Here is an 18724-nt window from a genome sequence, read left to right on the forward strand (position 1 = left end):
CGGAACGCGCAACGGCGGGCGTGTTGGCGCCCGCCGTCCGTCGTCCTGCCGCCCGGGTCAGGCCGCGGCGACCGCGGTCGGCTCCTCGGCCACCGCGGTCGGCTCGGCCGGGGCGAAGTGCGGGCTGGGCTGCCTGCCCATGCCGGCCATGGACATGGCCTTGCCGACCACGCCGGCCGCCACGACGATCACCATGCCGATCACGAACAGCGGGATGTTCGGGAGGATCATGGCGACGCCGCTGACGCAGAAACCGACGAAGGCGATGCTCACGCCCGTCCAGGCGGCGGGGGTGTGGCCGTGCGCTGCTGCCGACATCTGATGGTGCTCCTTGGTAATCCGGGTCCCGGCCGGGCGGCGCGGAGGCGCTCGACGGGTTGACGCGTTCCATTGTGCCGGGCCGTACGCCGAAGGCCCAAGGCGGGGGCGGGATCAGCGAGTGGGATCCTCGCCACGGTCCAGGGCCTTCCACAGCTCCGCTGCGCTGTCGGCTGCGGCCGCGGCGGGGCGGCGGGGCGCCCCGGCCCGGGTGGGGGCCTCGTACCGGGCGCCCATGGCCGGCCAGCCCCGTCCGTACCGCGCGGTCAGCACCCCCGCCAGGGCCAGCAGCAGGCCGCCCGCGGCCGCGGCCCACGGCCAGGCGGAGTGGGTGATCTGCTCGGCCTGCGCGCCGGCGAGGGCCAGCTTGCGGGCGGCCTCGGCGTCCAGCCCGGCGTCGTCCGCCGCGGCGGACAGGGCGGCGACCGCCGTCCCCGCGCCGGCCAGCACGGTCAGCGCGCCGACCGCGGTCCGGGCCCGGCCGCGCACCGCGAACACCGCGACCGCGGCGGCCAGCGCCACCAGGGCCAGCCCGCCGGGCAGCTCGGACAACGTACTGCCGGTGGCGGAGACGGCCAGCCGGCCGCCGTCCACACCGGTCACCACCCCCTCGGCCCACGTCCGCCCGGCCGCGGTCAGCACCAGGACGGCGCCGAGCACGGTGAGCAGCAGCATCGGGCCGAGCGTGCGGCGGCCGGGAGCAGGGGCGGAAGCGGTGGAGGAACTCACCCGTCCACTATCGCCGACCCCACACCTTCCCCCACCACCGGGTCACGACCCGGGCAGCCCGACGGTACCCAGCGCACATGGCCAACCCAGGGGTGCGGGGAACCGCGCGAGGCGGGAGGGCACACGTCCTACCCTTCCGTCCCCGCGCAGCTCCCCGCGCCCCTCAACCTGCCTCCCCCGCCTACGCCCCCGGGGCCCGCAGGGTGTTCGCCGTGGCGACGGCCCGCAGCACCGCCGCCGCCTTGTTGCGGCACTCGGTGTCCTCGGCGTGCGGGTCGGAGTCGGCGACCACGCCCGCGCCGGCCTGGACGTACGCGGTGCCGTCCCGCAGCACCGCCGTCCGGATCGCGATCGCGGTGTCGGAGTCCCCGGCGAAGTCGAGGTAGCCGACGCAGCCGCCGTACAGCCCGCGCCGGGTCGGCTCCAGTTCCTCGATGATCTGCATCGCGCGCGGCTTGGGGGCGCCGGAGAGGGTGCCGGCCGGGAAGCAGGCGGTGAGCACGTCGAAGGCGGTCCGCCCCTCCGCCACCCGGCCGGTGACGGTGGAGACGATGTGCATGACGTGGCTGTACCGCTCGATCTCCATGAAGTCGACCACCTCGACGCTGCCGGGCTCGCAGACCCGTCCGAGGTCGTTGCGGCCGAGGTCGACCAGCATCAGGTGCTCGGCCCGCTCCTTGGGGTCGGCGAGCAGTTCGGCGGCGAGCTCGGCGTCCTCGTGCGGGGTGGCGCCGCGGTGCCGGGTGCCGGCGATGGGGTGCAGCATCGCCTCGCCCTCGGTGACCTTGACCAGTGCCTCCGGGCTGGAGCCGACCACGTCGAAGCCGCCCTCGGCGCCGCCGTCCGGGCCGGGGAAGCGGAACAGGTACATGTAGGGGCTGGGGTTGGTGGTGCGCAGCACCCGATAGACGTCGAGCGCGGAGGCGGGGCAGGGGGCCTCGAACCGCTGGGAGGGGACGACCTGGAAGGCCTCGCCGGCGCGGATGCGCTCCTTCACCGTCTCGACGGCCTTGCGGTAGGGCTCGCCGCCGAAGGGCGAGTGGGCCTCGGCGGCGGTCGGGGTGAAGGTGGCGAGGCCGGGGTCGACCGGGGTGAGCAGGTCGGCCTGCATGGCGTCGAGCCGGGCGACGGCGTCGGCGTAGGCGTCGTCCACGCCGGTGGCCAGGTCGTTGTGGTTGACCGCGTTGGCGATCAGCAGCACGGTGCCGTCGGCGTGGTCGAGGACGGCCAGGTCGGTGGCGAGCAGCAGGGTGAGCTCGGGCAGCCGCAGGTCGTCCGGGGTGAGGTCGGGCAGCTTCTCCAGCCGGCGGACCATGTCGTAGCCGAGGTAGCCGACCAGGCCGCCGGTGAGCGGCGGCAGGCCGTCGTCGGTGTGCCGGGGGGTGTGCAGGGTGGCGAGGGTGGCGCGCAGCACCTCCAGCGGGTCGCCGCCGGTGGGGATGCCGACCGGGGGCTCGCCGAGCCAGCGGGCGCCGCCGTCGGGGGCGACGGTCAGCGTGGCGGCGCTGCGGACGCCGACGAAGGAGTACCGGGACCAGCTGCGGCCCTGCTCGGCGGACTCCAGCAGGAAGGTGCCGGGGCGTTCGGCGGCCAGGCTGCGGTAGACGCCGATGGGTGTGAGGCCGTCCGCGAGGAGCCGGCGGGTGACGGGGATGACCCGGGTGTCGGCGGCGAGCTTGCGGAAGGCCTCGAGGTCCATGGGCGGTTCACACCGTTCGTCAGGTCGGGCGGATGTGGGGACAGGTTAGCGAGCGAGCGGGAGCACGTCGGCGTCGAAGCAGGTCCGCTCGCCGGTGTGGCAGGCGGCGCCCACCTGGTCGACCTTGACCAGCAGGGTGTCGCCGTCGCAGTCCAGGGCCACGCTCTTGACGTGCTGGACGTGGCCGGAGGTGTCGCCCTTCACCCAGTACTCGCGGCGGCTGCGGCTCCAGTAGGTGCAGCGGCCGGTGGTGAGGGTGCGGTGCAGTGCCTCGTCGTCCATCCAGCCGAGCATCAGCACCTCGCCGGTGTCGTACTGCTGGGCGATGGCGGGGAGCAGGCCGTCCTCGGTGCGCTTGAGGCGGGCCGCGACGGCCGGGTCGAGGGCGGTGCTGCCAGGGGCGGCGGGAGAGGTGGACATGGGGACATTGTGGCAGGTGTGATCACTTCCTCGGCGGCGTCGCCGGGCCCGGGTCCTCCCCGGCGCCGGCCGGCGGTTCCGGGCTCTCGCAGCCCTCGGGCCAGACCACCTGGACGAACAGGCCGGCCCGTCGCGCGGCCTCCACCACGCGGGCGGGTTCGCTGCCGGGGCGGCCGTCCCAGACCGCGATCAGTTCGTCGATCATGCCGACCAGGGCGCGGCAGGTGTCGTCGCCGAGCCCGCCGACCTCGGCCGGCGCCAGCCGGTGCACGGCGTTGGCCTCGTTGAGCAGCCGCTGCCTGGTCCGGCCGCAGCCCGGTCCGGAGAAGGCACCGAGGCGACCCGCGGCGGCGGAGACGATGACCTCCACCTTGCCGCCGTGGTCCAGCACGGACCGGGCGAACCAGGTCTCCGGCCCCTCGGCGAGGCAGCCGACGCCGACCAGGTCGTACGCCCCGTACCCGGTGACCAGACGCCAGATCTCGCCCCGGACGAGCATCTCGGTGAGATCCGACAGCCCCTGGTGCCCGATGATCCCGACTCGCATTGTGTGACCCCTACTGCCCGGGTCGTGCCGCCGGCCAGCCTACTACCGGGCCCCGGGCCGGCCGCGGGGCCTCGGCAACCGGCGGACAAACGCGGGTGGGTGGCGCGAGAATGTGGGCGAGTCGAGGGGGGTTCGGGATGCGGGCACGGCGGATCGTGGCGGCGGGGGTCGCCGTGGCGGTGCTGGTGGTGGGGGCCGCGGTGCTGCTGTGGCCGGACCGGCGGAAGCCGGCGGCCGCTCCGCCCCCGCCGAGCAGCGCGCCGCCCAGCCCCTCGCCCACCCCGACCAGGTCGCTGCCGTACCCCTTCTTCACCCCGGGCACCTGCCTCGACCACCCGCAGCTGAGCAAGGTGATCACCAAGGCCGAGGAGCGCCCCTGCGACCAGTCCCACGACGGCGAGGCGATCGCCAACGTGGTGCTGCCCGACGGGCTCACCGACGACGCCCAGATCGGCCGTGCGCTGCGGGAGTTGTGCAAGGCGCCGCTGGCCGAGTGGGAGGGGCGCCAGGGCGGCGGCGGGCCGTACTACGGCTTCCCGATCGGCCCGTACCTGCCGTACTACCAGCAGGGTCTGCACGAGGCGACGTGCACGATGACGGTCAGCGACCGGCAGGGCGGACGGAAGCTGACCGGCCACCTGCGGTGAGCCGTGCGTAGCCCCTCCGGGACGGTCACATCCGGATCAGGCCGAGCTGGCGGAGCATGCCCGTGGTGTCCCAGTTCCACCAGGACTCCTGGAGCTTGCCGTCCTTGATCCGCATCATCGTCATGCCGGTGACCTCGACGATCTTGTCGGTGGCCGGGAGGCCCATGAAGTCGCCGACGTGCTTGCCGCGGACGCTCCAGTGGCAGCAGACCATGTCGCCGTCGCAGAGCATCCGCTCCACGGTCATCCGGTAGTCGAAGGAGTCGCGCCAGCCCTGCATCTCGTCCTTGAGGTCCTGGAGGCTCATGTTGTCGCGGCGCATCCCCGGGTCGTGGTCGTGGTAGTCGGGGGCCACCACCTCGGCCAGCTGGTCGAGGTCGTCGGAGTTCGCGATGTCGAACACCCGCATCGCGACCTGCCGGTTCATCTGCTCGTCGCGGACCACGTCCAGGTTGGTGAAGGTCGGCGGCTCGTCGCAGAGCGCCACCATCTCGTGGAAGATCCGGTCCGTCTCCGGCAGGCCCGAGTTGCGCATCGCCTCCTCGTAGGAGGGGAATTCGACGATCTCCACCACGTGCCGGGCGTTGTCGCGGTCGGTCCCCATGATCGTGTGGGTGGCGGTCCGCTTCCCCTCGGTCTGCTCGGCCCAGCTGTCCATCAGACTGTTCAGGTCCTCGACCCGGTCCGTCTTGCATTCAACGATCTGCACGAACGTCATGGCGGTACTCCCAAGGCCCCCCTCGGCCTCGATCGTCCGCCCTGCTGCCAACCGGCAGCTCCCACGATCCTCCCGCTCCGCCCGCCCGACAAGGCGGGACCGCGCGCTGGCTATCGTGGTGGGCATGACGACCTATGCCCTCGCGGAGCGCGCGCGTCTCACCGAACTGCTGGCCGCCGCCGGCCCGGACGCCCCCACCCTCTGCGCCGGCTGGACCACCCGGGACCTGGCCGCCCACCTGGTCCTGCGCGAGGCCCGGCCGGACGCCTCCGCCGGGATCCGGATCAAGCCGCTGCACGGCTGGACCGCGCGGGTCCAGACCGGGTACGCGGAGCTGCCGTACCCGGAGCTGCTGCGGCGGTTCCGCTCCGGGCCGCCGCTGCTGTCGCTGTTCGCGCTGCCCGGCGCGGACGAGGCCGCCAACGTGGTGGAGTACTTCGTCCACGCCGAGGACGTCCGCCGCGCCGGCGACGAGGGGGCCGAGCCGAAGGCGCCGTCCGAGGGGCTGACCGAGCTGCTGTGGCGGCGGCTGCCGGCGGTGGCCCGGTTCGGGACGGGCGTGAAGCTGCCGGTACGGCTGGCGCTGCGGCGGCCGGACGGGCGGACGGTGGAGATCGGCCCCAAGGCCGCACCGGTGGTGGAGGTCACCGGGGAGCCGGGGGAACTGGTGCTGTTCGCCTACGGCCGCGGCGCCCGGGCCGCCGTCACCGCCGAGGGGCCCACCGACGCCATCGAGGCCCTCTGCGCGGCACTCCCGCTGCCGTAGCAAGCCCTCGGCGGGAAGCCCCCAGGGGCGCGGGGAACTGCGCGAAGCGGGAGTGACGGCGCCGCACCTTCCGCCTCGCGCAGTTCCCGCGCCCCTGAGTACCCGGTCGCGCGGGTGCGCCCGTTCACGGACACGCTGAGTGCCGGGTGAAGTGACGGATTGTCAGTGGTGCGTGCCACGCTGTCCTGGGCCGGGACGCAGTGCTCTTCGCCACGCCGGTGTGGCGGATGCCCCGGCGTGGAAGCGAAGGACGCCGCCATGGTCAGCACCGACTTCACCCCCGGCTCGCCGAACTGGATCGATCTGGGCAGCCCGGACATCCCCGCCTCCACCGCCTTCTACGGCGGCCTGCTGGGGTGGGAGTTCGTCTCGGCCGGGCCGGAGGCCGGCGGGTACGGGTTCTTCCGGCTAGGCGGCAAGACGGTCGGCGCGATCGGCCCGCTCTCCGAGGAGGGTGCCGTCCCGGCGTGGACGATCTACTTCCACACGCCGGACGCGGACGCCACCACCAAGGTGGTGGAGCAGGCGGGCGGCACGGTCCGCGTCCCGCCGATGGACGTGTTCGACGCCGGCCGGCTGGCGCAGTTCACGGACCCGACCGGCGGGGACTTCGCGGTCTGGCAGCCGGGCACCACCGAGGGCCTGGAGGTGGTGGGCTCGCCGGGGGCGTTCATCTGGTCGGAGCTGCACACCGGCGACGTCCCGCGGGCGCTGGCGTTCTACCGGGCGGTGTTCGCGTGGCGCTCGGAGGACTCGGGCCTGCCGGGGATCGAGTACACCATCGTCTCCACGGCGGAGGGCGACGACCCGCAGGCGGCCGGCGTGGGCGGGATCGCCCCGCCGCACGAGAAGCTGCGGACGGGCTGGCTGCCGTACTTCACGGTGGAGGACACGGACGCCGCCGCGGCGCTGACGCACGCCCTCGGCGGCACGGTGCTGCTGCCGCCGGGGGACGTGCCCCAGGTCGGGCGGATCGCGGTGTTCGCCGACCCGTCGGGCGCCGAGTTCGCCGTCATCAAGCCCGAGCCGCCGCAGTAGCGGCCACCGCCGGCGGGGTGCGCCCGGAGGATCCCGGGCGTACCCCCGCCGACCAGGCCGACGACGTCAGCGGACGGGGTGGCCGGTCTCCCGGAGGGCGTCCTTGACCTGGCCGATGGTCAGGTCGCCGAAGTGGAAGACGCTGGCGGCGAGGACGGCGTCGGCGCCGGCGTCCACGGCCGGGGCGAAGTCGGCGAGCTTGCCGGCGCCGCCGGAGGCGATCACCGGGACGGAGACGGCCTTGCGGGCGGCCCGGATCATCTCCAGGTCGTAGCCGTCCTTGGTGCCGTCCGCGTCCATCGAGTTGAGCAGGATCTCGCCGGCGCCCAACTCGGTGGCCCGGTAGGCCCATTCGACGGCGTCCAGGCCGGTGCCGCGGCGTCCGCCGTGGGTGGTGACCTCGAAGCCGGAGTCGGTGGTCGTCCCGGGCGGGCAGCGGCGGGCGTCCACCGAGAGCACCAGCACCTGGCGGCCGAACCGCTCGGCGATCTCCCGGATCAGCTCCGGCCGGGCGATCGCCGCGGTGTTGACCCCGACCTTGTCGGCGCCGGCCCGCAGCAGCCGGTTCACGTCGTCCACGGTCCGCACCCCGCCGCCGACGGTGAGCGGGATGAACACCTGCTCGGCGGTCCGCCGGACCACGTCGTACGTGGTCTCCCGGTCGCCGGAGGAGGCGGTGATGTCCAGGAAGGTCAGCTCGTCCGCGCCCTGGGCGTCGTACAGCTTGGCGAGCTCGACCGGGTCGCCGGCGTCGCGCAGGTTCTGGAAGTTGACACCCTTGACGACCCGTCCGGCGTCGACGTCGAGACAGGGGATGACACGTACTGCGAGGGTCACTGCTTGCCTTCCAAGGAGGTTGCGAGCCCGGCACGGTAGGCCTCGACCTCGACCTCGACCATCATCCGGGAGTCGACCAGTCCCTCGACGACGACCATGGTCGCCACCGGGCGGATCTCGTCGAAGAGCGTCTTGTGCGCCCGACCGACCTCGTCGGTGTCGCGGACGTGGGTGACGTACATCCGGGTACGGACCACGTCCGCAGCCGAGAGGCCGTACCGCTCAAGGGCCTGGAACGCCACCCCGAAGGCGGCGAGGGTCTGCTGGTACGGGTTGCCCTCGTGCTGGACCATGCCGCTGTCGTAGGCCGTGCTGCCCGCGACGAGGACGAAGTCCCCGGCCACCACCGCGCGGGAGAATCCGAACTCGTCCTCCCAGGGCGAGTAGCCGGAGACTCGTTCGACTCGTCGGGTGGCCGGGGTCTCGGTCATCGGGAAACAGCCTCCAGGGCCTCTTCGAGGGTGAACTTCTGCTCGTAGAGGGCCTTGCCCACGATGGAGCCCTCGACACCCTCGGGGACCAGAGTGGCGATCGCCCGCAGGTCGTCCAGGGAGGACACGCCGCCGGAGGCCACCACCGGCTTGTCGGTGGCGGCGCAGACGTTGCGCAGCAGCTCCAGGTTGGGGCCGGTCAGGGTGCCGTCCCGGTTGACGTCGGTGACCACGTAGCGGGCGCAGCCCTCGGAGTCGAGGCGGGCCAGCACCTCGTACAGGTCGCCGCCGTCGCGGGTCCAGCCGCGGCCGCGCAGGGTGGTGCCGACCACGTCCAGGCCGACGGCGATCTTGTCGCCGTGCTCGGCGATGACCTTGGCGACCCACTCCGGGGCCTCCAGGGCGGCGGTGCCGAGGTTGACCCGGGTGCAGCCGGTGGCCAGGGCGGCGGCCAGCGACTCGTCGTCGCGGATGCCGCCGGACAGCTCGACCTTGATGTCGAGGCGGCCGGTGACCTCGGCGAGCAGCTCGCGGTTGCTGCCGGTGCCGAAGGCGGCGTCCAGGTCGACCAGGTGCAGCCACTCGGCGCCGGCGGACTGCCAGGCCAGGGCGGCGGCGAGCGGCTCGCCGAAGGAGGTCTCGGTGCCGGAGGCGCCCTTGACCAGGCGGACGGCCTGGCCGTCGCGGACGTCGACGGCGGGAAGGAGTTCGAGGCGGCTCACGTACGGCTCTCCAGGCTCGGAAGGGGACGTCAGAGGGTGTTGACCCAGTTGGTCAGCAGGGCGGCGCCGGCGTCGCCGGACTTCTCCGGATGGAACTGGGTGGCCCACAGCGGGCCGTTCTCCACGGCGGCGACGAACGGCTGGCCGTGGGTGGCCCAGGTGACCAGCGGGGCGTTCAGCCGGGCGCTGTGGACCTCCAGCTCCCAGCGGCGCACGCCGTAGGAGTGGACGAAGTAGAAGTGGGTGTCCGCGTCCATGCCGGCGAACATCCGGCTGCCCTCGGGGGCGTCCACGGTGTTCCAGCCCATGTGCGGGACGACCGGTGCCTCCAGCGGCTCCACGGTGCCCGGCCACTCGTCGCAGCCGGCGGTCTCCACACCGTGCTCGACCCCCTTCTCGAAGAGGATCTGCATGCCGACGCAGATGCCCATCACCGGGCGGCCGCCGGAGAGCCGGCGGCCGATGATCCAGTCGCCGCGGACGGCCTTCAGCCCGCGCATGCAGGCCTCGAAGGCGCCCACGCCGGGGACCAGCAGGCCGTCGGCCGCCATGGCGGTCTCGAAGTCCGAGGTGACGGTGACGTTCGCCCCGGTGCGCTCCACGGCGCGCTGGGCCGAGCGGAGGTTGCCGGATCCGTAGTCGAGGACGACGACGTTCTTGCCCATCGGGTTCCTGTTCTCGCTAGAGGCGCATGATGCCGGAGGCCAGGCACAGGACCGAGCCGATGGCGAGGACGGCGATCACGCCCTTGGGCAGCTTCTGCTTCCAGAAGGAGTACACCCCGCCGGCCATGAAGAGGCCGACGAAGATCAGAGCCATCGCGCCCTTGCTCACAGTGCGCCCTTCGTCGAGGGGAGGATGCCGGCGGCCCGCGTGTCACGCTCGCTCGCGTAGCGCAGCGCCCGGGCCAGGGCCTTGAACTGGCACTCCACGATGTGGTGCGCGTTGCGCCCGTACGGGACGTGGACGTGCAGCGCTATCTGGGCCTGGGCCACGAAGGACTCCAGGATGTGCCGGGTCATGGTGGTGTCGTAGCTGCCGATCATCGGCGCCATGTTCTCGGGCTCGGTGTGCACCAGGTACGGGCGGCCGGAGAGGTCCACGGTGACCTGGGCGAGCGACTCGTCCAGCGGGACGGTGCAGTTGCCGAAGCGGTAGATGCCGACCTTGTCGCCGAGCGCCTGCCGGAAGGCGGCGCCGAGGGCGAGGGCGGTGTCCTCGATGGTGTGGTGGGTGTCGATGTGCAGGTCGCCGTCGGTCTTCACGGTGAGGTCGAAGAGACCGTGGCGGCCGAGCTGGTCGAGCATGTGGTCGAAGAACCCGACGTCCGTGGAGATGTCGGTCTTTCCGGTGCCGTCGAGATCGATCTCGACGAGGACCGAGGTCTCCTTGGTGGTGCGTTCGACGCGGCCGATACGGGACATGACGGGTTTACAGCTCCTTGATCACAAAGCGGACGGCGTCCAGGAAGGCGTCGTTCTCCGCAGGGGTGCCGGCGGTGACGCGCAGCCACCCGGGGACGCCGTTGTCGCGGACCAGGACGCCCCGGTCGAGGATCGCCTGCCACACGGCGTGGGTGTCGGCGAAGCGGCCGAACTGGATGAAGTTGGCGTCGGAGTCGGTGACCTCCAGGCCGAGGCCGCGCAGCGCGTCGACCAGGCGGTCGCGCTCGGCCTTCAGCCGCTCGACGTAGCCGAGCAGGGTGTCGGTGTGCTCCAGGCAGGCCAGCGCGGTGGCCTGGGTGACCGCCGAGAGGTGGTACGGCAGCCGGACCAGCTGCACCGCGTCCACCACGGCGGCGTCGGCCGCCAGGTAGCCGAGCCTGAGGCCCGCGGCGCCGAACGCCTTGGACATCGTCCGGGAGACCACCAGGTTGGGGCGGCCCTCCAGCAGCGGCAGCAGCGAGGCGCGGTGCGAGAACTCCACGTACGCCTCGTCCACGATCACCAGGCTCGGCCGGGCCGCCTGCGCGGCCTCGTACAGGGCGAGCACGGTGTCGGCCTCGACGGCGGTGCCGGTCGGGTTGTTCGGCGAGCAGACGAAGACCACGTGCGGGCGCCGCTCGGCGATCGTCGCGACGGCCGCGTCCAGGTCGACGGTGAAGTCCTCGTTGCGCGGGCCGGAGATCCAGCCGGTGCCGGTGCCGCGGGAGATCAGCGCGTGCATCGAGTACGAGGGCTCGAAGCCGAGGGCGGTGCGGCCCGGGCCGCCGAAGGTCTGCAGCAGCTGCTGGAGCACCTCGTTGGAGCCGTTGGCGGCCCACACCTGGGCGCGGCCGACCGGGTGGCCGGTGGTCCGGGTCAGGTAGGCGGCGAGCTCGGTGCGCAGCTCCACCGCGTCCCGGTCGGGGTAGCGGTTGAGGTGGCGGGCGGCCTCGGCGACCCGCTCGGCGATCCGGGCGACCAGCGCCTCGGGCAGCGGGTAGGGGTTCTCGTTGGTGTTCAGCTGGACGGGCACGTCCAGCTGCGGCGCGCCGTACGGGGACTGGCCGCGCAGCTCGTCCCGGATCGGGAGGTCGTCGATGGTGGTCACGTGCCGGGCACCGTCCACTCGAATCGGGCCTTGATGGCGTCGCCGTGGCCCGGGAGGTCCTCGGCGTCGGCCAGGTTCACCACGTGCGCGGCGATGCCGGCCAGCGCCTCGCGGTCGTACTCGACGACCTGGACGCCGCGCAGGAAGGTCTGCACGGACAGGCCGGAGGAGTGGCAGGCGCAGCCGCCGGTGGGCAGTACGTGGTTGGAGCCGGCGGCGTAGTCGCCCAGCGAGACCGGGGTGAACCGGCCGATGAAGATCGCGCCGGCGTTGCGGACCCGCTCGGCGACCGCGTGGGCGTCCCGGGTCTGGATCTCCAGGTGCTCGGCGGCGTAGGCGTTCACCACGTCCAGGCCCTGCTCCAGGTCGTCGACCAGGATGATGCCGGACTGCCGGCCGCCGAGGGCCTCGGCGACCCGCTCGCTGTGCCGGGTGCGGGCGACCTGGGTCTTCAGCTCGGCCTCGACCGCGTCGGCCAGCTCCGCCGAGTCGGTGACCAGCACCGAGCCGGAGGTCGGGCCGTGCTCGGCCTGGCTGATCAGGTCGGCGGCCACCTCGGCGGCGTCCGCGCTGTCGTCGGCGAGGACGGCGATCTCGGTCGGACCGGCCTCGGAGTCGATGCCGATCCGGCCGGCGAACAGGCGCTTGGCGGCGGCCACGTAGATGTTGCCGGGGCCGGTGACCATGTTCACCGGCGCGCACTCCTCGGTGCCCAGCGCGAACATCGCCACCGCCTGGGCGCCGCCCACCGCGTACACCTCGGTGACGCCGAGCAGCGCGCAGGCCGCCAGGATCGTCGGGTGGACCCGGCCCCCGAACGCCTTCTGCGGCGGGGAGCTCACGGCGATGCCGCGCACGCCCGCCTCCTGCGCCGGCACCACGTTCATCACCACGGAGGAGGGGTAGACCGCGAGGCCGCCGGGAACGTACAGACCGACGCGGTCGACCGGCACCCAGCGCTGCGAGACCGTACCGCCGGGCACCACCTGGGTGGTGTGCCCGGTGCGGCGCTGGTCGCCGTGGACGATCCGGGCCCGCCGGATCGACTCCTCCAGGGCGGCCCTGACCTTCGGGTCCAGGGTCTCCAGGGCGGCCGTCAGCTGCTCCTCGGGGACGCGGGTGGACTCCAGCCGCACCCCGTCGAACCGCTCGGTGATCTCGATCAGCGCCGCGACACCGCGATGGCGTACGTCCTCCGCGATCGGCCGCACCTTCTCCAGGGCGGCCGCGACGTCGAACTCGGCACGGGGCAGCACGTCGCGCGGGTCCACGGAGGAACCGCGCAGGTCGATTCGAGAGATCACGGGACCAAGTGTAAGGAGTGGCCGAAACAGGCGGTCGCTCATTTCAGTCCGTGATACGAAAGCCGAGACGCCGAGGATCTTGGGGGAGACAGGGTGGAACAGGCTCCGAGCGACTGGACGCCGATCGAGCAGGGCCTGTGGCAGGCGTTCCGCAACGGCGAGGTGTACGACCTGCGGAGCCGGCCCGAGCGGCCCGAGAACCTGTTCCACCCGGTGGAGGGGCCGGCGGAGGCGGGAGTCAGCCACGACGACGTGGACGACCCGTTCTCCGGGCACGTCTGGGGTCCGGAGCGGACCATCCGCGCCGAGGTGATCGCCCGGCTGCTGCTCAGCGGCCCCGAGCCGCGCCCCGGGCGGGTCGCCTCGCTCAAGCTGATCGGCGCCCGGATCACCCACCCGCTCACCCTGGCCGGCGGTGAGATCACCCACTACGTGGAGCTGCACCGCTGCCGGTTCATGCGCAAGGTGCTGATCTCCGAGGCCTCCGCCGGGACGATCCGGATGGTCGGCTGCCGGATCCCGAGGCTGGAGGCCTCCCGGCTGTCCACCGCGGGCGACCTGCACCTCGCCCGCTGCGAGATCCGCGGCGGCGTCCGGCTCACCGACGCCAAGATCGGCACCGACCTGCTGCTCAACCAGTCGCAGATCGGCCCGGACCGCTACGGCCGGGCGCTGTCCGCCGACGGCGTCTCGGTCAACCAGGACGTGGAGGCCGACCGGATCGAGGTCCGCGGCGAGCTCAGCCTGCGCTCCGCCCGGATCGGCGGCCGGCTCTCGCTGCGCGGCGCCCAGCTGCACAGCGTCCCCGGCAACCCGACCTGCCTCAACGCGGTCCGGATATCCGTCGGCCACACCCTCTACCTCAGCGCCTCCGACGACGGCGGCTGGGCCGGCTCCCGCACCGTCTACGGATCCGGCTACGGCGAGTGGACCGGCGCGCCCGAGGGCCCGACCACCCCGTTCCGCGCGTACGGCAAGGTGCGGCTGGCCGACGGCCGGTTCGAGAACGCCTGCCTGATCTCCGACGCCGAGTTCCACCTCGGGCCCGGCGAGGAGATCTCCCTCAACCGGATCCAGACCCCCGAGCTGCGCTTCACCTGCCGCACCCCGCCCACCGGCCGGGTCACCCTCGCCCGGGCCCGGGTCGGCAACCTGGTCGACGCCCCCACCAGCTGGCCCGACGGCGGCCGGGTCGGGCTGACCGGTTTCACCTACGAGTCGCTCCGGCCGGTCGCCCCTTTCCCCGTCCAGGACCGGATCGAGTGGCTCGACGGCTCCGCCGACTTCCACCCCGAGTCCTACGAGCAGCTCGCCGCCGCCCTGCGCCGCGACGGCCTCGACGAGGACGCCCGCCACGTCCAGTACGCCAAGCAGCGCCGCCGGCGCCGCACCCTGCCGCTGCCCGGCCGGCTCTGGGGCCACGTCCAGGACATCGCCGTCGGCTACGGCTACCGGCCGGGCCGCGCCGGGCTGTGGCTGCTGCTCACCTGGGCCGCCGGCGCCGTCTACTTCGCCGAGAACCCGCCACCGGCGATCAAGCCGGACGAGCAGCCCACCTGGAACCCGGTGCTGTACGCGCTCAGCAAGGTGCTGCCGCTGATCGACCTCGGGCAGGGCGGCTGGAACCCGGACCGCGCCGGACAGTACGTGTCGGCCGGGCTGGTGCTCACCGGCTGGGTGCTGGCCACCACCGTCCTGGCGGGCGCCACCCGGCTCCTCCAGCGCGGCTGACCGGCCCGCCGCCACCCGCTGCCACCCCCCGCCGGACAAACCCCGGAGCGGGGCGGGCCGCTCGGCAACTACGCTGTCCGCCGTGACTGAACGGCTTCCGCTCTTCCCGCTCAACACGGTCCTCTATCCGGGCCTGGTGATGCCACTGGTCGTGTTCGAGGAGCGGTACCGCCGGCTGGTCGCCGACCTGCTCGCCCAGCCGGAGGACCAGCCGCGCCGGTTCGGGGTGCTCGCCATCCGGGACGGCCGCGAGGTCGCCCCCGTCCGCGAGAACGACCGACCCGCCGGACCGCTGGACGGCTTCGGCACCGTCACCGGCGACCCGCTGGAGGCCATCCACCGGATCGGCTGCGTCGCCGACGTCGCCTCGATCCGGGAGCAGCCCGGCGGGCGGTACGAACTGCTGGTCACCGGGACGACCCGGTTCCGGCTGGAGTCCGTGGACGCCGGCGGGGCGTACCTGGTCGGCGAGACGGAGACCATCGAGGAGCAGCAGGGGGTCGGCGCCGGGGCGCTCGCCTCCGCGGTGGAACAGGCGTTCCGCTCCTACCAGAAGCGGCTGGCCGGGGCCCGGGAGGCGACCCTCAACGGGGAGCAGGAGCTGCCGGAGGATCCGCGGGTGCTGTCGTACCTGGTGGCGGCGGCCGCCGTGCTGCCCGCACCCGTCAAGCAGGAACTGCTCGCCTGCCCCGACACCGCCCAGCGGCTCGGCCGGGAACTCGACCTCCTCCGCCGCGAGAACTCCCTCCTCGCCTGGCACCCCACCCTCCCCGCCACCGACCTCACCCGCCAGGCCTTCAGCCCCAACTAGCCGGTGGCCGACCGTACTCGGGAAGCCCTTCGGGGGCGCGTGGGGCACCTCCCAGCCGCCAAGGCTGGGGGAGAACTGCGCGAAACGGGAGTGACGGCGCCGCACGCTTCCGCCTCGCGCAGTTCCCCGCGCCCCTGACGTACCCGTTAGCGCTGGTCCACCCCGGCCCCCACGTGAAAGGAACCTGCATGGCGAAGAAGGCGAAGAAGGGCGGCCAGGGCACACCCGCCACCGTGGCGCTGGAGGCGGCCGGGGTGGCGTTCACGGTCCACGCGTACGAGCACGACCCCGCCGCCCCCTCGTACGGCGGTGAGGCCGCCGAGGCGCTGGGGATCCCGGCGGCGCGGGTGTTCAAGACGCTGGTGGCGGACGTGGACGGCAAGCTGACGGTCGGCGTGGTGCCGGTGTCGGGGCAGCTGGACCTGAAGGCGCTGGCGGCGGCGGTCGGCGGCAAGCGGGCCGCGATGGCGGACCCGGCGGCGGCGGAGCGGAGCAGCGGCTACGTCCTCGGCGGGATCTCCCCGCTGGGCCAGCGCCGCCCGCTGCGGACGGTGCTGGACGACAGTGTCCTCGCCCACCCGACGGTGTTCGTCTCGGCGGGCCGCCGCGGTCTGGAGGTGGAACTCGCCCCGGCGGACCTGATCGCCCTCACCGGAGCCGCCACCGCCGCGATCGGCCGCTGAGCCAAGCCGGCACCGAGCCGGCACCGAGCGCGGTTCAGTGCCGCGCCTGCCCCTCCCCCGACTCCCCCTCGCCCAGCTGCGAACCCGCCGGTGAACCCGTCTGCGAACCCGTCTGCAGCCCGGGCGCCGGGGCCGGACCGGCCGCCGGCCACTGGTCGCCGCTGGCCCAGTACGGCGGCGGGTCCTCCTCGCGCTTGCCGAACGCGGCGGACAGCGCGAGCAGCACCACCATCGCCGTCATCGGCCACACCAGCAGCGCGCCCTGCGCGCCCAGCTGCAGCGGCGCGCTGAAGTGCCCGCCCTCGCCGAGCTGCCGGGCGTGGGCGACCAGGTCGGAGGTCGGGCCGAGCCGGGTGCCGAGCTGCCAGCCGATCACCGAGCCGGCCAGGCCGCCGACCGCCAGGCCGGCCGCCACCGCGATCCCGCCGCCTCGGCGGCGGGTGAGCAGGAAGGCGACCAGCGCGGTGAGCACGCCCGCGCCGAGCCCGAGCAGCGCGAAGACGCCGTCCGCGCCGACCCGCTGCTCGCCCTCGGGGTCGGCGTAGAGGATGCGGTCGCCCTTGACCTCGAACATCACCCGCGGCGCGATCCACAGCCAGAGCAGGCCGAGGACGACCCCGAGCACGGCCCCGGCCACGGCGATGAGCAGGCCGATCCGGAGCTCGGGGAGGACGTCGCGCGGCTCGCGCTCGGGCTTCGGGAAGACCGGCGGCGCGAACGGGTCGTGGCCCTCGGTCGGCCCGGCCTCGGAACCCGCAGGTGTGTTCGGTACGGTCACGGGCCCATAGTTTCATGACCGCGCCGGGAACCGCGGGTCAGCCTGCCGCCGCGGCACCACCGCGGCCGGTCGGCGTCAGGTCAGCGGGTGGCCCGCCGGTAGGCCCAGGTCGCCAGGGCCAGCGAGGCGACGCCGACGCCCGCGCAGACGCCCAGGTCGCCGAGGACCACCGCCCAGTCGGGGCCGGGCCCGAAGGTCTCGGCCAGGGCCTCCACGCCGTAGGTGGAGGGCAGCAGGTCGCGCAGCCACTGGACGGGCTGCGGCAGGTGCGAGGCGGGCAGGACGCCGAGCAGCAGCGCGGCGGACATCCCGAGCTGGCCGAGCAGGGTGGCGATCTCCTGGCGGGGGGCGAGCAGCCCGCAGGCGGCGCCGAGGCCGGAGAGCGCGGCGCCGGCCAGCGGCACCACGGCGAGCAGCACCCACAGCTGCCCGGTCGGCAGGCCGAACATCCAGGCGCCCGCCAGCGCGGTGACCAGTGCGCCCGGCAGGGTGAACGAGGCGTACGCGGCGGCGGCGCCCAGCACCACGGCGGCGGGCGGCACGGGCAGCGTCGCGTAGTGGTCGAGGCCGCCGGTGGCGCGCAGCTTCCCGAAGTACTGGGCGAGCAGGTTGAGCGCCACGAAGGCGACCACCAGCACGCTGGAGCCGGCCACCACGGCGTGCGCGGCGGGGTTGTCGCCGGGGTCGACCACGCCGCGCATCATCACCAGGATGCCGAGCGACTGGAAGGTGGCGACGAACAGCAGCGGGATCCTGGCCACCTTGGCCCGGGCGAGCTGGGCGCGGTAGACGGCCGCGAGCGAGGGCAGCAGGCGGGCGGCGGGGGCCAGCGGCGCGGGCGGGACGGCGACGGCCGGGGTGGGGGCTTCGAGCAGGGTCACGCGGTCACGGTCCTCGGTGCTGTCCGGCCGGGGCCGCCGGACGGGGTCTCGCCCTCCCGGGCGGCGGTGCCGGTCGTGCGGACCGGGGGCTCGGGGGCGGTCATCGGACCAGTCCCCCGTGGCGGCCGCCGAGCTTGAGGTAGGCGTCCTCCAGGCTCGGGGTGGCCAGGGTGAAGTCGTCCAGGGCGGCGAAGGCGGGGCCGGTGGTGACCGCCGCGACCAGTTCCCTGGCCTGCTCGGGGGTGGTGCGGACGGTCCAGCGGCGGCCGGTGCGTTCCGCCCGTTCGGCCAGCGCGGCGACGGCCGGGACGCCGGTGGGCGCCTCGGTGCGCCAGACCAGGTCGAGCCGGACGTCGCCGTCCACCAGGGCCTTGAGCCCGCCGGGCGTGTCACAGGCGATCACCCGGCCCTCGTCGATCACGGCGACCCGGTCCAGCACGGTCTCCGCCTCGATCACGTTGTGGGTGACCAGCAGCACGGTGGTGCCGCGCTCGGCACGGCGGCGGTCCACGGCGGACCAGACGGCGCGGCGGGCGACCGGGTCCATGCCGGTGGTGGGCTCGTCCAGGACCAGCAGCGGCCGCTCCCCCACCAGGGCGGCGGCGAAGCAGGCCAGCCGGCGCTGCCCGCCGGATAGCTTGGCGAGCGGGCGGCCGGCGATCGGCTCCAGGCCCAGCTCGGTGATCACCTCGGCGGCGGCGGACCGGGCCGCGCTCCGGCCGAGGCCGCGCAGCCGTCCGGTGGTCTCGGCGGCCAGCGCCACGGTCAGCTCGTCCAGGGCGGTGGACTCCTGGCCGAGGTACGCCAGCAGCCGCGGCGCCCGCTCCGGGTGCCGGACCAGGTCGTGGCCGAGCAGGTCGATGCTGCCGCGGTCGGGCCGCAGCAGGCCGGTGAGCTGGCGGACCAGGGTGGACTTGCCGGCGCCGTTCGGGCCGAGCAGGCCGAAGACCTCGCCCTGCCGCACGTCCAGGTCGATGCCGTCGTTGGCCCGGATCTCGGTGGCCGCGGCCCCGCTGCCGGAGCGGTACGCCTTGGCCAGTCCGCGGACGGTGCAGCACGGCGCCTCCGCCGGCCGAGCGGGCCCGCCGACGGCGCCGTGGGGCGCGGCCTGGGGTGCCTGCCGGTCGGTGTC

The 18724-nt window shown here is 74.0% G+C and carries 23 protein-coding genes; 6 read left to right on the forward strand and 17 right to left on the reverse strand.

The window, feature by feature from the left end; genetic code table 11:
* Positions 1–57 precede the first annotated feature (57 nt).
* From ABWK59_RS09525 to ABWK59_RS09545, 5 genes are all read right to left on the reverse strand, one after another.
* Positions 58–318, reverse strand: coding sequence for an HGxxPAAW family protein (locus ABWK59_RS09525; protein WP_354639574.1), 261 nt, complete (start codon positions 316–318; stop codon positions 58–60).
* Positions 319–432: 114 nt separating this feature from the next.
* Positions 433–1047, reverse strand: coding sequence for a TIGR02234 family membrane protein (locus ABWK59_RS09530; protein ID WP_354639576.1), 615 nt, complete (start codon positions 1045–1047; stop codon positions 433–435).
* 181 nt (positions 1048–1228) lie between these two features.
* Positions 1229–2746 (reverse strand): anthranilate synthase component I, encoded by a 1518-nt coding sequence (locus ABWK59_RS09535; protein WP_354639577.1) that lies wholly within the window; start codon positions 2744–2746, stop codon positions 1229–1231.
* 45 nt (positions 2747–2791) lie between these two features.
* Entirely contained in the window at positions 2792–3166 is a 375-nt protein-coding gene (gene hisI, locus ABWK59_RS09540) for a phosphoribosyl-AMP cyclohydrolase (protein ID WP_354639579.1), read from the reverse strand.
* A 22-nt stretch (positions 3167–3188) separates the two neighbouring features.
* Positions 3189–3713, reverse strand: coding sequence for a hypothetical protein (locus tag ABWK59_RS09545; protein ID WP_354639580.1), 525 nt, complete (start codon positions 3711–3713; stop codon positions 3189–3191).
* 137 nt (positions 3714–3850) lie between these two features.
* Here ABWK59_RS09545 and ABWK59_RS09550 point away from each other — a divergent pair, with 137 nt between their 5' ends.
* Positions 3851–4360 (forward strand): hypothetical protein, encoded by a 510-nt coding sequence (locus ABWK59_RS09550; protein ID WP_354639582.1) that lies wholly within the window; start codon positions 3851–3853, stop codon positions 4358–4360.
* A gap of 25 nt (positions 4361–4385) precedes the next feature.
* On the opposite strand, the gene ABWK59_RS09555 is transcribed toward ABWK59_RS09550, so the two are convergent.
* Positions 4386–5078 (reverse strand): ester cyclase, encoded by a 693-nt coding sequence (locus tag ABWK59_RS09555; protein ID WP_354639584.1) that lies wholly within the window; start codon positions 5076–5078, stop codon positions 4386–4388.
* A 124-nt stretch (positions 5079–5202) separates the two neighbouring features.
* Between ABWK59_RS09555 and ABWK59_RS09560 the strand changes: the two genes are divergently transcribed.
* Together ABWK59_RS09560 and ABWK59_RS09565 are read left to right on the forward strand one after the other, a co-directional pair.
* Entirely contained in the window at positions 5203–5844 is a 642-nt protein-coding gene (locus ABWK59_RS09560; RefSeq protein WP_354639585.1) for a TIGR03085 family metal-binding protein, read from the forward strand.
* Positions 5845–6081: 237 nt separating this feature from the next.
* On the forward strand, positions 6082–6882 hold the full coding sequence (locus tag ABWK59_RS09565) for a VOC family protein (RefSeq protein ID WP_354639587.1): 801 nt from the start codon (positions 6082–6084) through the stop codon (positions 6880–6882).
* 66 nt (positions 6883–6948) lie between these two features.
* On the opposite strand, the gene hisF is transcribed toward ABWK59_RS09565, so the two are convergent.
* Genes hisF through hisD form a run of 8 tightly spaced genes read right to left on the reverse strand, consistent with a single transcriptional unit; the run spans position 6949 to position 12708 of the window.
* Positions 6949–7719 (reverse strand): imidazole glycerol phosphate synthase subunit HisF, encoded by a 771-nt coding sequence (hisF, locus tag ABWK59_RS09570; RefSeq protein ID WP_354639589.1) that lies wholly within the window; start codon positions 7717–7719, stop codon positions 6949–6951.
* Positions 7716–8150: a RidA family protein gene (locus tag ABWK59_RS09575; protein WP_354639590.1), complete on the reverse strand. Its 435-nt coding sequence runs from the start codon at positions 8148–8150 to the stop codon at positions 7716–7718. Before ABWK59_RS09575 ends, hisF begins: the two co-directional genes overlap by 4 nt.
* Positions 8147–8872 (reverse strand): bifunctional 1-(5-phosphoribosyl)-5-((5-phosphoribosylamino)methylideneamino)imidazole-4-carboxamide isomerase/phosphoribosylanthranilate isomerase PriA, encoded by a 726-nt coding sequence (gene priA / locus ABWK59_RS09580; protein WP_354639592.1) that lies wholly within the window; start codon positions 8870–8872, stop codon positions 8147–8149. The genes ABWK59_RS09575 and priA overlap by 4 nt, the downstream gene beginning before the upstream one ends.
* Positions 8873–8901: 29 nt before the next feature.
* Positions 8902–9537 (reverse strand): imidazole glycerol phosphate synthase subunit HisH, encoded by a 636-nt coding sequence (gene hisH / locus ABWK59_RS09585; protein ID WP_354639594.1) that lies wholly within the window; start codon positions 9535–9537, stop codon positions 8902–8904.
* A 16-nt stretch (positions 9538–9553) separates the two neighbouring features.
* Positions 9554–9691 carry a hypothetical protein gene (locus tag ABWK59_RS09590; protein WP_354639596.1) on the reverse strand — a complete coding sequence of 46 codons (138 nt, stop codon included), beginning with the start codon at positions 9689–9691 and terminating at the stop codon, positions 9554–9556.
* Positions 9692–9702: 11 nt separating this feature from the next.
* Positions 9703–10296 (reverse strand): imidazoleglycerol-phosphate dehydratase HisB, encoded by a 594-nt coding sequence (gene hisB, locus ABWK59_RS09595; protein WP_354639597.1) that lies wholly within the window; start codon positions 10294–10296, stop codon positions 9703–9705.
* A gap of 7 nt (positions 10297–10303) precedes the next feature.
* Entirely contained in the window at positions 10304–11404 is a 1101-nt protein-coding gene (locus tag ABWK59_RS09600; RefSeq protein ID WP_354639598.1) for a histidinol-phosphate transaminase, read from the reverse strand.
* Positions 11401–12708, reverse strand: a complete 1308-nt coding sequence (gene hisD, locus ABWK59_RS09605) for a histidinol dehydrogenase (RefSeq protein WP_354639599.1) — start codon at positions 12706–12708, stop codon at positions 11401–11403. The genes ABWK59_RS09600 and hisD overlap by 4 nt, the downstream gene beginning before the upstream one ends.
* Before the next feature lie 93 nt (positions 12709–12801).
* Here hisD and ABWK59_RS09610 point away from each other — a divergent pair, with 93 nt between their 5' ends.
* The 3 genes from ABWK59_RS09610 to ybaK all read left to right on the forward strand — a co-directional run bounded on the left by ABWK59_RS09610 (position 12802) and on the right by ybaK (position 15933).
* Complete coding sequence (locus ABWK59_RS09610) at positions 12802–14439, forward strand: oxidoreductase (RefSeq protein WP_354639601.1); 1638 nt, start codon at positions 12802–12804, stop codon at positions 14437–14439.
* Between the two features lie 82 nt (positions 14440–14521).
* A complete protein-coding gene (locus ABWK59_RS09615) occupies positions 14522–15250 on the forward strand; it encodes an LON peptidase substrate-binding domain-containing protein (RefSeq protein WP_354639603.1) in 729 nt (242 codons plus the stop codon).
* Between the two features lie 188 nt (positions 15251–15438).
* Positions 15439–15933: a Cys-tRNA(Pro) deacylase gene (ybaK, locus tag ABWK59_RS09620; protein WP_354639605.1), complete on the forward strand. Its 495-nt coding sequence runs from the start codon at positions 15439–15441 to the stop codon at positions 15931–15933.
* Positions 15934–15967: 34 nt separating this feature from the next.
* Here ybaK and ABWK59_RS09625 read toward each other — a convergent pair whose 3' ends face one another.
* The 3 genes from ABWK59_RS09625 to ABWK59_RS09635 all read right to left on the reverse strand — a co-directional run bounded on the left by ABWK59_RS09625 (position 15968) and on the right by ABWK59_RS09635 (position 18631).
* Positions 15968–16711, reverse strand: a complete 744-nt coding sequence (locus ABWK59_RS09625) for a hypothetical protein (protein ID WP_354639607.1) — start codon at positions 16709–16711, stop codon at positions 15968–15970.
* Between the two features lie 80 nt (positions 16712–16791).
* Positions 16792–17592 (reverse strand): ABC transporter permease, encoded by an 801-nt coding sequence (locus ABWK59_RS09630; RefSeq protein ID WP_354639608.1) that lies wholly within the window; start codon positions 17590–17592, stop codon positions 16792–16794.
* A gap of 100 nt (positions 17593–17692) precedes the next feature.
* On the reverse strand, positions 17693–18631 hold the full coding sequence (locus ABWK59_RS09635) for an ABC transporter ATP-binding protein (RefSeq protein ID WP_354644888.1): 939 nt from the start codon (positions 18629–18631) through the stop codon (positions 17693–17695).
* Positions 18632–18724 lie beyond the last annotated feature (93 nt).

This window comes from Kitasatospora sp. HUAS MG31, assembly GCF_040571325.1.
GTDB lineage: Bacteria > Actinomycetota > Actinomycetes > Streptomycetales > Streptomycetaceae > Kitasatospora > Kitasatospora camelliae.

Excerpts from the sequence above, each read along its gene's own strand:
- ABWK59_RS09525 (WP_354639574.1), bottom strand. The coding sequence starts at position 318 with ATGTCGGCAGCAGCGCACGGCCACACCCCCGCCGCCTGGACGGGCGTG.
- ABWK59_RS09535 (WP_354639577.1), bottom strand. The coding sequence starts at position 2,746 with ATGGACCTCGAGGCCTTCCGCAAGCTCGCCGCCGACACCCGGGTCATC.
- hisI (WP_354639579.1), bottom strand. The coding sequence starts at position 3,166 with ATGTCCACCTCTCCCGCCGCCCCTGGCAGCACCGCCCTCGACCCGGCC.
- ABWK59_RS09545 (WP_354639580.1), bottom strand. The coding sequence starts at position 3,713 with ATGCGAGTCGGGATCATCGGGCACCAGGGGCTGTCGGATCTCACCGAG.
- ABWK59_RS09550 (WP_354639582.1), top strand. The coding sequence starts at position 3,851 with ATGCGGGCACGGCGGATCGTGGCGGCGGGGGTCGCCGTGGCGGTGCTG.
- ABWK59_RS09555 (WP_354639584.1), bottom strand. The coding sequence starts at position 5,078 with ATGACGTTCGTGCAGATCGTTGAATGCAAGACGGACCGGGTCGAGGAC.
- ABWK59_RS09560 (WP_354639585.1), top strand. The coding sequence starts at position 5,203 with ATGACGACCTATGCCCTCGCGGAGCGCGCGCGTCTCACCGAACTGCTG.
- ABWK59_RS09575 (WP_354639590.1), bottom strand. The coding sequence starts at position 8,150 with ATGACCGAGACCCCGGCCACCCGACGAGTCGAACGAGTCTCCGGCTAC.
- hisH (WP_354639594.1), bottom strand. The coding sequence starts at position 9,537 with ATGGGCAAGAACGTCGTCGTCCTCGACTACGGATCCGGCAACCTCCGC.
- ABWK59_RS09590 (WP_354639596.1), bottom strand. The coding sequence starts at position 9,691 with ATGGCTCTGATCTTCGTCGGCCTCTTCATGGCCGGCGGGGTGTACTCC.
- hisB (WP_354639597.1), bottom strand. The coding sequence starts at position 10,296 with ATGTCCCGTATCGGCCGCGTCGAACGCACCACCAAGGAGACCTCGGTC.
- ybaK (WP_354639605.1), top strand. The coding sequence starts at position 15,439 with ATGGCGAAGAAGGCGAAGAAGGGCGGCCAGGGCACACCCGCCACCGTG.